The sequence below is a fragment of the Treponema socranskii subsp. socranskii VPI DR56BR1116 = ATCC 35536 genome (assembly GCF_000468115.1).
GTDB classification, from domain to species: domain Bacteria; phylum Spirochaetota; class Spirochaetia; order Treponematales; family Treponemataceae; genus Treponema_D; species Treponema_D socranskii.
In genome coordinates this window covers 87627-102627 of the sequence record NZ_AVQI01000050.1, presented here as the reverse complement: position 1 = coordinate 102627, position 15001 = coordinate 87627, and the positions used below count along the sequence as shown (strand labels likewise).

Annotated in this window: 14 protein-coding genes and 1 pseudogene; 11 read left to right on the top strand and 4 right to left on the bottom strand. The window is 49.6% G+C overall.

Going from position 1 to position 15001, the window contains the following annotated elements; translation table 11 throughout:
- The 6 genes from HMPREF0860_RS06735 to HMPREF0860_RS06710 all read left to right on the top strand — a co-directional run bounded on the left by HMPREF0860_RS06735 (position 1) and on the right by HMPREF0860_RS06710 (position 8249).
- Positions 1-1095, top strand: coding sequence for a glycoside hydrolase family 172 protein (locus HMPREF0860_RS06735; protein WP_021329502.1), 1095 nt, complete (start codon positions 1-3; stop codon positions 1093-1095).
- Positions 1096-1149: 54 nt separating this feature from the next.
- The gene (locus HMPREF0860_RS06730; RefSeq protein ID WP_021329513.1) at positions 1150-2736 is read left to right on the top strand and encodes a pallilysin-related adhesin; all 1587 of its coding nucleotides are present in this window, start codon (positions 1150-1152) and stop codon (positions 2734-2736) included.
- Between the two features lie 74 nt (positions 2737-2810).
- Positions 2811-4619, top strand: a complete 1809-nt coding sequence (locus HMPREF0860_RS06725) for an alanine--tRNA ligase (RefSeq protein ID WP_021329424.1) — start codon at positions 2811-2813, stop codon at positions 4617-4619.
- Between the two features lie 130 nt (positions 4620-4749).
- Positions 4750-5850: an MOSP complex formation periplasmic protein, TDE1658 family gene (locus tag HMPREF0860_RS06720; protein ID WP_021329431.1), complete on the top strand. Its 1101-nt coding sequence runs from the start codon at positions 4750-4752 to the stop codon at positions 5848-5850.
- A 9-nt stretch (positions 5851-5859) separates the two neighbouring features.
- Positions 5860-6312: a transcription antitermination factor NusB gene (nusB, locus tag HMPREF0860_RS06715; RefSeq protein WP_021329411.1), complete on the top strand. Its 453-nt coding sequence runs from the start codon at positions 5860-5862 to the stop codon at positions 6310-6312.
- A gap of 20 nt (positions 6313-6332) precedes the next feature.
- Positions 6333-8249 (top strand): tetratricopeptide repeat protein, encoded by a 1917-nt coding sequence (locus HMPREF0860_RS06710; protein WP_021329501.1) that lies wholly within the window; start codon positions 6333-6335, stop codon positions 8247-8249.
- A 40-nt stretch (positions 8250-8289) separates the two neighbouring features.
- On the opposite strand, the gene HMPREF0860_RS06705 is transcribed toward HMPREF0860_RS06710, so the two are convergent.
- From HMPREF0860_RS06705 to HMPREF0860_RS06700, 4 genes and pseudogenes are all read right to left on the bottom strand, one after another.
- Complete coding sequence (locus tag HMPREF0860_RS06705) at positions 8290-9099, bottom strand: class I SAM-dependent methyltransferase (protein ID WP_021329398.1); 810 nt, start codon at positions 9097-9099, stop codon at positions 8290-8292.
- Between the two features lie 125 nt (positions 9100-9224).
- Positions 9225-9338, bottom strand: a pseudogene (locus tag HMPREF0860_RS14110) (alpha/beta hydrolase); the annotation flags it as partial.
- A complete protein-coding gene (locus HMPREF0860_RS13790) occupies positions 9325-9486 on the bottom strand; it encodes a hypothetical protein (protein WP_021329499.1) in 162 nt (53 codons plus the stop codon). The gene HMPREF0860_RS13790 and the pseudogene HMPREF0860_RS14110, both read right to left, overlap by 14 nt.
- 98 nt (positions 9487-9584) lie before the next feature.
- A complete protein-coding gene (locus HMPREF0860_RS06700; RefSeq protein ID WP_021329442.1) occupies positions 9585-9863 on the bottom strand; it encodes a co-chaperone GroES in 279 nt (92 codons plus the stop codon).
- Between the two features lie 11 nt (positions 9864-9874).
- Here HMPREF0860_RS06700 and HMPREF0860_RS14230 point away from each other — a divergent pair, with 11 nt between their 5' ends.
- The 5 genes from HMPREF0860_RS14230 (at position 9875) to prtP (ending at position 14978) form a co-directional block, all read left to right on the top strand.
- On the top strand, positions 9875-10000 hold the full coding sequence (locus HMPREF0860_RS14230) for a hypothetical protein (protein ID WP_269207991.1): 126 nt from the start codon (positions 9875-9877) through the stop codon (positions 9998-10000).
- A gap of 101 nt (positions 10001-10101) precedes the next feature.
- Complete coding sequence (locus HMPREF0860_RS06695) at positions 10102-10752, top strand: 5-formyltetrahydrofolate cyclo-ligase (RefSeq protein WP_021329481.1); 651 nt, start codon at positions 10102-10104, stop codon at positions 10750-10752.
- A 33-nt stretch (positions 10753-10785) separates the two neighbouring features.
- On the top strand, positions 10786-11367 hold the full coding sequence (prcB, locus tag HMPREF0860_RS13260) for a dentilisin complex subunit PrcB (protein WP_021329407.1): 582 nt from the start codon (positions 10786-10788) through the stop codon (positions 11365-11367).
- Between the two features lie 6 nt (positions 11368-11373).
- The gene (prcA, locus tag HMPREF0860_RS06685) at positions 11374-13227 is read left to right on the top strand and encodes a dentilisin complex subunit PrcA (protein ID WP_051169911.1); all 1854 of its coding nucleotides are present in this window, start codon (positions 11374-11376) and stop codon (positions 13225-13227) included.
- Between the two features lie 11 nt (positions 13228-13238).
- A complete protein-coding gene (gene prtP / locus HMPREF0860_RS06680; protein ID WP_021329438.1) occupies positions 13239-14978 on the top strand; it encodes a dentilisin complex serine proteinase subunit PrtP in 1740 nt (579 codons plus the stop codon).
- Positions 14979-15001: the final 23 nt, after the last annotated feature.

Below are 15001 nucleotides of genomic sequence, written 5' to 3'. Positions count from 1 at the left end.
ATGCTGGAACGGAATTTATCAAACCTTGCCGTACTCGATTCGGCAGAGAGCCGCTCGATCAGCGCGGAAAATCCGACCGGAGAAAAAGGAAAGGGCGGTACGGCTTCAAGCGTGCTTGGAAAAGGCAGAAAAGGGAAAGCGTATTTGGATTTGGAAGCGGGAAAAGAAACGACGCTCGCCGACATTTACGGATCCGGTATTATCCGCCATATATGGATTACGGTACAGGATTGTTCCCCTGCAGGGGAATTCGTGCTCCGCGATCTCGTGCTTCGCATGTATTGGGATGGAAGCGATGAACCCGCCGTCGAATCGCCGCTCGGGGATTTTTTTTGTTGCGGCTTTTCAGCAAAATGCGTTGTAAACTCATTGCCCATCGTCGTTGCACCGTATGGAGGATTCAATTGCTTTTTTCCGATGCCGTTTCGTAAGCGTGCGCGCATCACGATCGAAAATCAGCACGGCGGCTTGATCCATGCGTTTTTCTATACGGTGAATTATACGCTGGAAAGCGTTCCCGAAAACGCTGCGTATTTTTACGCGCAGTGGCGCCGTACAAAATATTCCGTCATCGGCGAAGATTATATCATCGTCGACAATATAAAAGGCGACGGACATTACGTCGGAACGTATCTTGCGTGGACGGCACTGGAACGCTATTGGTGGGGCGAAGGTGAAATTAAAATGTATATAGACGGCGATACGGAATACCCTACGATATGTGGTACGGGCGTCGAAGATTACGTGGGCGGAGCATGGGGTTTTTATGAAAAGGATCGATACGGATCGATGAGCAGAAAAGAGACGACATACTGTACACCGTTTATGGGATATCCGTATCACAGTACGGTGAGCGCTACCGTACCGATATACGGATTCGATGCCGTTCCCGCACACGGATTGTACAGGTGGCATATCATGGATCCGATACGGTTCAAAAAGGATTTGAAAGTGACCGTTCAGCAAATCGGACATAACGGCGAGCACTTATTCGAACGCGCGGACGATATCGCGTCGGTTGCCTATTGGTATCAGATCGGAAAAGCACAGCCGTTTCCTTGTCTGCTTTCCCGTGCAGACCGAGTTCCCCGCTGAACATTTTTATCTGACGCATTTGCATAAGCACCCGCTTTTTTGTATAGTAGCTGTATGGCATCAAAACCCGCTCCGTCCGCCCGACGCGGTGCGAAATCGAAAAACGGCAAACTCAATAAAGCGATTCCCGTGCTTTTTATAATCGCCTCGTTCGTCATCGCTTTTCTCTTCGTCGCACGCATTTTTATCGGACAGGAGTCGGAGCGCCTTCCGCGCGCGCGGATCGTAACGCCCGTTGCTCCGGGAGAAGCCGAAAATCAATCGTCGGGAGATGCGCTTTCAGCCGATAACGAAGCGATGACGTCATTCGTGCCGCTTTCGCTCAACGAAACGCTGATAAGCACGCTGTCCATCGATTTAAATAACGATATGAAAGAGGATCAAGTCGTCGCCGTCCGCAAAGAGGGCGTGCCGTACCTTGTGCTCATCGTCGGTATCTACAATGCCGAACGGAACGCGTACGTCCGCACAACGGAAATCACGACGGATATTTCCCGTACGCGCACCTTTTCCTATACCGGCATCGACATGCTCGGCGAACATCAAAACGCCCTTGTTTATCAAGGCGTCAAAGACGACGGCACGAGCGTTTTGGCGATCTACATGATGCGCAAAGAACGCAATAAAAGCGAACTCGTGCAGATCGGCGATTTCGAATCGGACGGCACGATTTTTATTCAGCAGGATGACCGTTCCATATCGTACGAACTTTCGCAGTCGCGCGGCGCGAGTTTTCCGGTGTGGGTGTACAGTTCCGCAAAAGATTCCGGCGGCGGCGAAAATGCGAATTTGAGCCAAATTCAAACCGAATACCGATGGAACGAAAGAGAGCAAAGATATACCGAAACGCGGCAAGTGCGCGTCACGGGAAGCAGGATTGCCGCCCGTGAACTTGCGCGCATCCAAGACGGAACCGTCGAAACCTTTGCCGATTTTCTCGACGGCTTGTGGTACAAGATGTCGTCTTCACAGGACGGCATACGCTATCTCTTTTTCGATCATGCGCAAAAAGAAGTGATTTTTCTCTACGAAAATACCGAAGAAGTGTACGCGTGGGAAGACAGCAATCTGCGCAGAAGCGGCATTTACATTACGACGACGAATAAATCGATTACGAATATGCAGCGCCGCTGCGACATTTCGCTTGCGGGCATCGATGAAGTGCGTATTCACATCATCGACGACGTGCGCATGATTATTAAAGAAAATAATTTATGGGACGGCAGCTATCGGAAGATGACGGCGCTCGCGTCCTTTGCGCCTGAAACCCGGCAGAAAAATGAATACGAAACAATCTTCGAAAAATGGCCGGAGTGGAAGACCGACAACGGTCTCGTTATCAAATTCGGAAAAACGACATATACCGTTTCGGGCGACAACGCATACGACGAGGGCATCTATGTAGCCGGTGCCGTTGCAGGAAAGCACGTCGTACAATTTCGATCGTCTCTGAATTCTCCGCTGCTTTCAAGCGCGTATGAAATGCGTTTTAAAAGCGTAACGATTCCCGCTTCTTCCCGCCGTGCCGCCGAAGTTCAAACCGACTACCATACGCTCTCTCTCGATCCCGTTCGCATCGCACCCGACGCGTGCTACCCGGCCGAAGGACGTACGTTTACGTTGACGCGCGAAGCGGGCTGACGCTCCGGCGGTACCGCGCGGCAGGCGCAGATTTCGCCTTGACATTAAAGCACTGAATTTATATTATCAAATTTATGACTGTAGATGAACTTCGATCCAAATATATCGCGTTTTTTAAAAGCAAAGGACATGCGGAAATAAGCGGTCAGTCGCTCATTCCCGACAACGATCCGACCGTTTTGTTTACGACCGCCGGCATGCAGCCGCTCGTTCCCTATCTTTCAGGGCAAAATCACCCCGAAGGAACGCGGCTCACCGATTATCAAAAATGCGTGCGCACCGGAGACATCGATTCGGTCGGAGACCCGTCGCACTTGACGTTTTTTGAAATGCTCGGCAACTGGTCGCTCGGCGATTATTTTAAAAAAGAATCGATCGCTTTCAGCTGGGAATTTTTGACGGGTAAAGAATGGCTTGCGATTCCGCCGGAAAAAATTTCCGTGACGGTGTTTGCGGGCGAAGACGCGGTGCTGCGCGACGACGAAGCGGCTTCCATTTGGGAAAGCTGCGGCATTCCGCGCGAGAGGATCTTTTATCTGCCGAGGAGCGACAACTGGTGGGGGCCTGCGGGTTTGACCGGTCCCTGCGGTCCCGATACGGAAATTTTTTACGATACGGGGAAAGAAGCCTGCGCTTCTCACTGCCGGCCGGGTTGTCCGTGCGGAAAATACGTCGAAATCTGGAACAACGTATTTATGCAGTACAATAAAACCGCAAACGGTACGTTCGAACCCCTTTCGCGAAAATGCGTCGACACCGGCATGGGAGCCGAGCGCACGGTCGCGATGCTCGGCGGTATGAAGTCCGTTTACGAAATCGATGTTTTTGTTCCGATTATCCGCTGTATCGAATCGCTTTCGGGAAAAAAGTACGGCGAAAATGAAGACGTCGACATATCGATCCGCATCATTTCCGATCACGTGCGTACGGCGACTTTTATTTTGGGCGACCAAAAAGCCGTGACGCCGAGCAATGTCGGCGCGGGCTATATCCTCCGCAGAGTGATCCGCCGTGCGGTGCGCCACGGGCGGAAGATCGGCATCGAAGGCGCCTTTCTCGCAAAGCCTGCGGACGTCGTCATCGGCGAATACGTTAAAGCTTACCCCGAATTCGAAGGCAAAAAAGATTTTATTTTCGAACAGCTCGGCGCGGAAGAGGATAAATTCCTTGCGACGCTGAAAAAAGGCGAAGCGGAGTTCGAAAAGCTTTTGCCGAATTTATTAAAAAATCCGCAAAAAACGATTCCCGGCCGCGTCGCTTTCAGGCTCTACGATACGTTCGGTTTTCCGATCGAACTGACCGAAGAGCTCGGCCGCGAACACGGTATGACGGTCGATATCGACTCGTTCAAAGAAGAGGAAAAAAAGCATCAGGAAGAATCGCGTACGCTGAGCGCCGGCGCTTTTAAAAGCGGTCTCGGCGATCATTCGGAGATTTCGACGAAATATCATACGGCGACGCACTTGCTGCACGAAGCGCTCAAGCGGGTGCTCGGGCCGGAAGTCGCGCAAAAGGGTTCGAATATTACGCCCGAACGCCTCCGCTTCGATTTTTCTTTTTCGCGTGCATTGACGAAAGAAGAAGTGCAAAAAGTCGAAGATTTGGTCAACGAACAGATCGTGCGTGACCTTCCCGTTTCGGTGGAAGAGATGAGCCTCGACGACGCCAAAGACACCGGAGCGCGTGCGCTTTTCGGCGACAAATACGGCGAACGCGTTACCGTGTATTCCATCGGCGATTTCAGCAAAGAAGTGTGCGCAGGTCCGCACGTCGAGCATACGGCGCAGATCGGGCAGTTTAAGATAACGAAAGAGCAGTCATCCTCCGCAGGCGTGCGCCGCATCCGTGCGGTCATCTCGGGCGGATTGCCGCTCGGAGCGTAGTTTTCGGTTGAGCCGTTGCTTAGAACGCGTAAAACGTATGTACGGGAAAGCGGTTTTGACGAATGTTTAACGAAACGCACGTGTAACACATCGCTGTAAATTTTGTTATTATTGGAAAGGATTAGATACAATGAAAGTAAACCGTTTTACCCTCATCTGTTGTATGTTGATGGTTTCGGCGGCGTCCGTTTTTGCGCAGTCGGATTTGCAAGTCCTCGCGGTGATAAAGCTCAATAAGAGCGAATCGATTACCGTCAAGCAGCTTAAAACGCGCGTCGGCGTGTACGAAAAGCAGGCGGGCAGGATGCTGACCGTCGACGAGCGCAAGCAAACGCTCGACGCCCTCATCTCCGAAAAGCTCATCAATCAGGCGGCGCAAAAAGCGGGTATTTCCATTCCCGACAGCACGGTAAATCAAAACTTTCTCCAGTCGATGTCGCAGATGATCGGCAGAAACGATACGCTCACCGAGCAGGAACTCAACGCCGTCGTGCGCCAGCAGACAAAGATGTCACTCGACGAGTTTATGAAGCAGCAGGCGGGTATGTCTATCGCCGAGTATAAGGATTATTTAAAAGCGCAGATTACGGCGCAGCAGTATATCCAGCAGCAGCGTGAAGCCGAACTTCGCAACGTCAAACCGACGGACGAAGATATCCGTTCGTTTTATGAAATGAATAAAGCGAATTTCGTGTGGAGCGATATGCTCCGCCTCTTCCTCGTCATTGTGCCGAAAGGAGCGTCGCCGGACGACGCAAAAGCGAAAGCGACGGAAATGTGGAATACGCTCAAAAGCGCAAAGGATCCGTCCTCGGCACGCACGCAGATCGGCGTCCGCTCTCAGGCTGAAAAATCCGGTTTCCAAGCGGGCGAAATGCTTATCAATAAAACCGAAACGAGCGCTGTGCAGCTCGGTATATCCTATCGCGTGCTGCTCGAACTCTTTTCCCGTACGCCCGGATATATTTCCGACGTTCAGGACAACGAAACGAATTATCAATTTTATTCCATCATAGAAAAATACGACGCGAAACTGCTCGGTTTGAGCGATATCGTCCGCCCGGGAACGACGATTACCGTTTACAATTACATCATGCAGTATCTCGGTCAGCAGCAGCAGATGGCGTATTTGCAAAAGGCCGCAAACGAGATTTCCAAATCGCTTGACGTGAGCGAAAACGTCGACCGCAAAAAAACCGGCGCCGAACTGGATAAGCTTTTAAGCTGGTAAGGAAATCCCGTGTCGCGCAGAAAGGGTAGGGTGCTTGCATTTCAAACGCTGTACTCTTACGAAGTGGGCGGTATCCCGCTTGAAGACCTGCTCTCATTTTCGTGGGCGTCGGAAAGCGGCGTTCCAGCCGAAGACGCAAACAAAGAAGAATATGCATTCGCGCGGCTTTTGGCTGCCGGCACGGTCGAACATCTTTCCGAAATAGACGAAAATATAAAAAAGCACCTCGCCGCGAATTGGGATTTCGACCGCGTAAACAAAGTATCGCTGTCCATTTTGCGCATGAGCGTGTATTCGCTCTTATATCAAAAAGACATCGCCGCTTCCGTCGTCATAGACGAAGCCATACAGATTGCAAAGGAATTCGGAGCGGACGATTCGTTTCGCTTTATCAACGCGGTGCTCGATAAAATCGGCAAAGCCGCTTCCGTGCCGTCTCCCGCCGAAGCGTCCGCCGAGTAAGGGACGGGACGAGGGACGTCATGAAAAAAAAGTTCGTGTGTTTTGGCGTACGCGATTTTTGTCTCCGGCGGAATTCCGCTCATCTTCCGAACGCGTTTTGTTTTTTTTTATTAATTGTTAATTTTTATTTCGTCGTATGTGCCGCATCGTGCAGGATGAGCGCATCTCGTTCTTCATTTACCGGTATGCTCGATGACATCGACGCGCTCAGCGAACAGGGGCAGGACAAGGACGCGCTTTCGGAATTGAAAAAAGCCGAAAAATACGTATACGATTCGTGGTCGCGCATCGGCATCTACCGCCGTTATTTTGAAATGGGAGAGACGGCTCTTGCGGAAAAGACGCTCGTGCGCGGATTGAAGCGCAATCCGAAAAATCCCGAAATGTCTGCGGTGTACGCGCAGTTTTTGATGCGCTCCGGAAGGGGAGCGGAAGCGGTAAAGGCCGCCGAATGCCTTCGCGGTACGCGTTTCGGCTCGGTGTATTCCGAAGCGTACTTGCGCGAGCTTGCATTCGAAAAAGGAGCAAACGCTTCCGAGTATTTCGACAAGCGATTTTTTTCCGTCTTTTGCGACGCATACGCCGGTTCGAACGATGCGTATTGGCTCCGAGATGCGGCGCTTATCTGCTTAAAAGACGGCGATTACGATACGGCGTATTCGATAAAACCTACCGACTGTTTTGAACCGGAAGACGCGTTTTTTTGGAGCCTCGTCATGTTCGATTCGCGCCGTTTCGGAGAAGCGGCTGCCTATGCCGAAAAAGCGCGTTCGCTCTATCCGACCTCTTCGATCCGTTCCCGTCACAGAGTGTCGCCCGTCGAAATAGCTGCCGTCCTCTCCGATTCGCATATCGCGCTTTCGGAGCCCGAAGAAGCCGAGCGGGCGAGGCGCAGCGTCATTGCCGAAATGGAGCGGAATACCGGCGGCATGAACATTGCGGATGAAAATGTGAGTTCTCTTTTACCTTCTCTCTTTGTCGACAGCGCGCTGTACGCCGAAGCGAACGGCAACGATGACGAAGCAAGCCGCCTTTTAACCGATACGGTAAACGCATGGCCCGATTATGCGCCGGCCCTCATCGCGTATGCGGATTTTGCACGGCGGACGAGTATGCCTCCGTCGGAAGATTTGCAGGAACTCACGCTTAGGGACAACGGACTTGCGACGCTCAAGATGGAAGCGTACGACAGGCGCGCAAAGATTCCGGTGAGCGACGCCGAATACCGTATCGACCGGAGCCTCGAGAGAATTAATAATCCCGTATTGTATATTGCGCGCTTGCATTTAAAATACGAAACCGATTTTTCTCTGACACCGGATGAAAAAATATCCGACGTATGGAACGAACTCGAACGCAGCAGTGTCGGCGCAAACGTCTATCCCGATGTCATTTTCGAATTTGCGCTGAACCGCCTTTTAGCCTACCGGCGTTACGACGACGCTTTCCGTCTCTTTCGAAAGAGCATCGCCGCAAAATACGGTTTTGACGCATCGCGCGATTTTTGGGAATCGTGCGCTTCGAGCGTGCGCGACATGACGATCCGCGAAGCCGAATATGCGGCGTGGTTTGCAGCTTACGGCCGGCTTGCCGATACGGCGATACGACTCTACGAATACTGCGTGTATGAAAGCGGCGGCGGCACGGACGGCAAAACGATTTCGTCCCTCGTCTCCACGCCGTCGTGCATGAACCTCGCGATGATATACGAGAGCCTCGCCTCGAACGTACAGGCGCTCGATCTCTATGCGGCCTCTTCCGTCCGTGCTGCGGATGCGATGCAGCGGGCTGAAATCCAATACCGCATGGCGCTCATCTACAGCGCACAGGGCAAAACGAGGGAAGCGCTCCGCTCGGCAGGTTACGCGCTCGCTCTTGTTCCGACTCATGCACGCGCAAAATTGTTAAGAGACCGCCTTACGGAACAAAACCGATAAGCGTTTCGATCGCATCAAAACCCTTGCTCGCGCGGGCAGTTCAGTTCAGCTTTAAATGCAGGATGATCGTTCTTCCGCCGTCATCGCACACTTTCATCGCGATGCGGGTATACAGCTTCAGTTTGCGTTTGAGCATTTTCCGCGCGGCGGTATAAAAGGTACGCTGCTCAACGAGCTCCATGCCGCATTTTTGTGCAAAAGCCTGACCGTCGTTTACGTAAAAATACATTTGCGCCGACGTGTTGCCCGTTTTTTGTACATACTTATTCGCGTATTTTATACCGATTTCATTCGTCGCATCGAAAATCAATTCTCCTTTCGGAAAGCGCTTTTTTACGTCCGATAAAAACCGCACGATTTTTTCTTCGCGGAAATATTGAAAGACACCCGAGACGATGAGCAAAGACGGAAGCGAGGTATCGATGTGTTCAGTCCATTCCAATGTAAAAATATCGGCTGAGATAAGCCTTTCGTTTTCTTTTGCACCCAAAATAGTTTTTCGCCGTTCGATCACTTCGGGTAAATCGATTTCGTAAAAAACCGCGCCGTCTGCATGCAGCCGAAAGGCAGCCGTTTCGAGTCCCGCACCGAGATTGACGATATTGCATCTTTCGTATTGCGCAAGAAAATTTTTAATCATCTCGTCGAAATTATAATAGCGCGAAACCGAAGCAAGCATCGTGTATTCGGAAGATGATTTCCAAATCCGCTCAAGCGCATCCGCCGGAATTTTTTCTTCCAGCGACAAAGCCGTTTCGTCATAAAAATATTCGGGAAAGCGTTTGGACGCATAAATCCGCGCCGCCATCGGAATAAGCATGGTATCGGCTACGCCGTTAAATTCATTCATAGGTTTTTTATTACACCTCCATAAAATATTATACAAGTTAAAGCTCGGTTTAAGTCAAGGGGGAAATTGTTGACAGGAGAAATTTATTGATAAAGGAAAGCTTAATGTAACCGGCCGCTGCTTTTTTACCGAGCCTGATATCTTTTTTCTCCGATTATGCTTTGTACAAATTGTACCGCATCGTCCGCGGCTTTCCGCATCGCGTTTCCGTAAAAAATGTGCTTTTCACCGTCGAGCTTTTTGAAAGTTTCGTTCTTCGACTTTAAAAGCGGCCGATGCCGCGTTTGTCTGCGCCGCGGCGAAGGTTCCGATACATAAAACAGCTGCCGCTAAAGCAATGCGGCTCCAAAAGGCAATAGCGGCCATCATTTTTGAAAATTCATTCATCGCTTTTCTCCGAAGTTTCGAATCGTTTTACGCATCAATGAATGACGAAAATAAAAAAACCGGCTTTCGCCGGCTTTACAATGAACGCAGCTTGTAATTTATTTGTCTTCGATAACCGCGATGATATCGCTCATTTTGAGGATGAGGTGGTCTTCGTTGTTAATCTTTATCTGCGTGCCGGCGTATTTGTCGTACATGATGCGTTCGCCGACTTTTACGGTGATTTTGTCTTCTTCGGTACCTGGTCCGACGGCGACGACTTTTGCCGTCTGCGTTTTTTCCTGCGCCGCTTCGGGGATAATGATGCCCGATGCCGTTTTCGATTCCGCTTTTTCGTTTTTGACGAGAACCCTGTCCGCTAAAGGTTTGATTTTCATGCTATGCTCCTATGGTAAAAGCTGCCGTCAGCTGCGCGCCGAAAAGCGCAAACCGCAGTTTCCGCAACGCAAAAACCGCAGTCGATAAAAAGCATCCGCTTTTTATGACGGCTTTCGTTTGTGTAAACGGTATATAAAGCCTTACAATCTTTATATATTTATAATATACTTATTTTGTGCCCGCGTCGTCAACAGGGAACGGGCGCTTAATTGTGAAAAGAGGCTTTTCCGGCGGATTATGAAACAATCGGATGAAACGGAACTTGCGGAAAAAAAGCGGATCGTGCGGAAGGCGATGCGGAAGGCGATTTTTGAATTTACCGCGGAAAAAAATCGTGCGGGTGCGGCGTCGAAAAAGATCGAGCGCCTCCTGCTCGGCTCCGAACTCTATGCGGCCTCAGATGCCGTTTTTATATTCGCATCGGATCCGAGCGAAGTCGAAACGAGGGGTATCATCGCATCCGCATTGAAAGACAAAAAGCGAGCCGCGCTCCCGCGCTGCATCGATACTGACGGTACGATGGAATTTTATTATCTCGATGCGGCTCTTCCGTTTGAAGCGCAGACGGAAATCGGCGCCTACGGTCTCACGGAGCCGAAAACCGTTCTCGAAAAAGTCGATACGAAAGACTTTCCGCACGCCTCGCTTTTTCTCGTACCCGCTCTCGCTTTTTCGCGCGACGGCAGACGGCTCGGCAAAGGAAAGGGCTTTTACGATCGATATATCGCGCGGATTGTTTACGCGTCTCCGGTTTTGGCGGGTATTTGTTTTTCGTGTCAGATCATAAGCGATGTCCCCTCCGGCGTCCGCGACGCGGGTGTTTCGCATATCGTGTGCGAGGACGGCATCTTCCCGTGTTCGCGGTATGTGCAGCGATACGAATATTGATAAAAAAAACGAAATATGCTACTTTACAAAGAGATGCGTAAACATATTCTTTTAATCGTTTTATCCGCTTTTTTTCTGAGCGCGTGTAAATCGGTTCCCGCAAAATTGCAGGATGGTACGACTGCGCCGTCCGTATCGTACGAGGCAGGGGGATTTGTATCCGCACAAAGTGATAAAAACGCCGGTCTCTATCCCGATGCCGTTTTGACGGGACGAGAGGGACGTGTGGATATCTCATACGAAATCCTTGAAGAAGGAAATTACGGCGCGGAATTCGGTACTGCGGTAATCGAAAACCAAAAAGACTTGGACAAGCTGTATGCGCGTTTGCACGACCGCTCGGACAGGCCGGCGCCGAAAATCGATTTTGAGCGGAAAAAGGTCATCGCTGTGCGCTCAGGGCCTTTTACTACCGGCGGCTACGGCATCAAACTTTATTCCGCGATAGATACAAAAGACGGCGTGGAAACGGTATTTTTAATAACCGCCCCCGAGCCGACTCAAATAGTAACGCAAGCTTTTACAACTCCCTACCTTATAATCAGTATAGATGTTCCCTCTTCAAAGCCCGTTTTCGTCAAGCTGCAAAGGTATAAACCGGAGTTTGATTTATAGGAGGTTATGGTGAAAACGCTATGGAAAACCGCGTGCACGGCGGTATGTTTGTGTGCATTGATTATTTCGATGACGGGTTGCGCGCAATCATCCGACAGCGGCGACGAACCTTTTTTCCCTGATGAAACGCCTGCGGAATTTTCTACCATACGGATACAGGTGACCGATTCTATCGGCGGCACTGTTGTAAGCGGCACGACGCTAAAAGTGTATAAAAGCGGAACAACGGAACAAATCGGAAGCGGTTACACGGTAACGGACGGTAAGGTTATGCTTTACGATATTGCGACGGATCAGCGGTACGATTTCGAACTTATCGGCGAAAAAGAAAAATGGGCCGGCTCCAGACTTGAAAACTGGAAGCCGCTTTCGATAGCAAAACAAAACCTGTCTTTAATTCAGCCTGTACACGGAACGATAACCCGCGGCATTACACCTCCTAAAATAACGTCGGCACAGTCCGGAAACGGAAGTTTTACCGATATAGACGAAAGTACCGTTATTTCAACTTCCGATAAAGTGCGCATTGTATTTGAATCCGCTGTCGGCGCTGTAGAAGAAACGGCTTCCGGAGCTTTCGGTGCAAAGCTCGGCATAGGCAAAGCGCCGAATCAAATGAGCGGAATAAGCGGTTCGTGTGCCGTAAGTAAAAGCGGCAGCGAATTTACATCGACGTATACGTTCAATCTCGAAGAAGTGCCGGACGGCAAAGACACGTTGATTGTCGTAGGCTACGATATTGCGAACAATCGTATCGAAAAACATATACCGGTTACTTTCAGCGCTTCTGCGGCATCCGCTTCCGATTTATCGACTTGCAAATTCGAAGATATTGCCGTGATCGCCAAGCGGCTGCCGTATTCGGAAAATCTATACTCCCTCAAGCCTGTCGGTGGGCGGCGTTCGTCTTACAGGATGCTGGTAAGGTTCGAATTTACGAAATTCGGTTCTCATAAAAAAATATTAGGCTTTGACCTGTATCGTCGGGAAAAAGGAAGGCCGCAGGATTTTCTCTTCGTGAGCCGAACTTTATACGATGATTTAAAGACAGAAACTTACAGCGGACAGGGCTTTCATGTCGGTATCGACGGCGATTCGCTTTTGGAAGAAAACAAAGAATACGAATATAAAATCAGAGCATTTAACGCGAAAAGCGAAAAGTATTCTCCCGTTATAACGACAAAGCTTTTGGAATCGTTTACGTATGAATTGACTTCTCCTGCAAATAATGTCCTCGTTACATCTGCAAATGCGGCAAACTTCACATATAAGTGTAAAATAAGCAATACGAATATGTTCGGCTCGGCACAAAGCGATTATATGCGTTTGGGCTTGTTGATAAACGATTTTCGAGGTATTCCCCGATTCGGCGCCAAATTGCTTTATGTTTTCGACTACGGAGGTCGTCCGGAAATTTTAATCGAAGTATGCAATCCGACGACCGGCATACTGGTCGGACGCAAAAAAGTTTCCGATTTGATTACTGCCGGTATATTGAGACGATACGGTGTACGTTCACTTGACGACCTTGTTAAAGTGGATAAAAGGACGGGGATTATTGAGTTTACCGAAACATTCGTTCGGGTTCCGTTTTTTAATGTTATTCCCATGGGAAGCGGGAAGGGTTTGAATTTACCCATGAGCTACGAAAAAGGAACGAGCTATCAGTGGGATATACAGGATTGGGGAAATGATGATGTTTCGCTTGACGACGATACCGCTTTGTATTTTGTAAAAGAATATACATATACGGGTGACGACGGTAATGAAGGATTTTGTCCTGCCATATCGTACGGAAACAACGACTCAAACGGTGCAAATGCGGTAAACGGCCGCTTTACGTTTACGATTGCAGACTAAAGGAGAAAAGGATGAAAAAGATACTGGCGATTTTAGCTGCGGCATTCGGCGCTCTGTTTTTTGCCTGTGCTCCCGTTGTAAACGGTTCGGCTGGTTTTACGGCCGGCACGATGCCGTATAAACCGAACAAAAACGATATTGTCGAAGGTTTTGTCATCGCAAAAACCGCCGACGGTTTTGATAAAACGCTTTTTACGGATAAGGGTATCGACGTATGCGGCGAGCTTTCTCTAACCGGTACGGGCTTTACCTATTGGTATTTGCATAAAAATACCGGCAATGAGGCATTGCTGAAATCCGTCTTTTCGATAAAAGGCGTGCTCAGCGCGGACAACGACTATAAAGTTGCGTCTCCCAAAATTGTCGAATCCAAAGACATTGCTTTATCTCCGTCTTCAACCGAACCCGTTGCGAGTACGCAAGGACTCGGTGACGGCAATGTTTTGCAGGATCCGGTTTCGGATGCGGAAAGCTATGCCTTGGACATAACAAAGGCACTGCAAGCATACAAAGCCGTAGGCTACGGCGACAAAGATGTCGTTGCAGGCATTATCGATACAGGCATAAATATGCTGCACGAAGATTTTAATGCAGGTTCCGAATCGATAGTGTTGTATGCAAAGTCTGCTCAAACTTCTGTCGACGGTTCATATATCGGAAACGGAAATCCTTTTACCGAAGTGCCGCTCGGCTCGAATTGGGATACTGACGGGCACGGCACTCACTGTTCGGGCATTATATGCGCACTCGGCGACAACGACAAAGGTATTGCAGGCGTCGCGTGGAAAAAGACAAAACTTATTTCGTATCAATCGCTGGGTTGTAAAGGCGGCGGGAAGGCATGGGCAGTGTACGGTGCTTTGGCGGATTTGACGAACACCGTCGAAATTTTACGCAAAGATCCGGCAACAAGAACGGCAGAGGAAAAAGCAAAACTCCCTTCGTATATGGATTCGAATTTTCAAATTACGCAAAAAACGGTTCCGGTAAATATGTCGTTCGGAAACTCGATCGGTTCGGAATACGCTTTCAGTATTTTAACGAACGCGCTTATGCATAACGTGTTGCCCGTAATCGCTATGGGAAACGAAGGGCGCTATACGGCAGCTTATCCTGCGGCATTTCCCGGTGTACTCGCAGTCGGTGCGACAAACGGTAAAGACAAAAAAGCCCGTTTCAGCAACAACGGCGCGTGGATAAGCGTCGCCGCTCCCGGAGAAAGCATTATTTCATGCGGCAATTCGACTGCATCGTCTTATGTTTCTCTAAGCGGAACTTCCATGGCGGCTCCCTTTGTAACCGGTCTTATAAGCTATTTGCTTTCTTTTGACAACGCGCACTCTTTAACGCCGTATCAGTTAAAGACCTTAATCGAAAAAACAGCCGATAAAATAGACGGCGCGGCTTCTTTTGACGAAAGGTTCGGACACGGACGGGTAAACGTTTTTGCGGCTGTCGATTCGGTTAAAAAAAATACCGTTCCTGCCGAAAACGATGTGTACGGTGAAGGTACGGTAAAGCTCGAAGTTACCGGGCTCGGTTCTCCGGTAAACGAAAGCGTGTGTATCATCGATAAGGCTGCACATACGCCGCTTGTATATGTGCCGCTGAAGAATAGTTTCGGTAAAATCGATTTTAAAGGTTTTGTAAAGGGAAGAGCGTATACGCTGTTTGTTTCCGACGGGACAAAAGTAAAACAACAGGATTTTACCGGCGGAACTTCGGATCAAACTATTACGATAGATTGGTGACGGTTTGTAACGGATACCGCGTG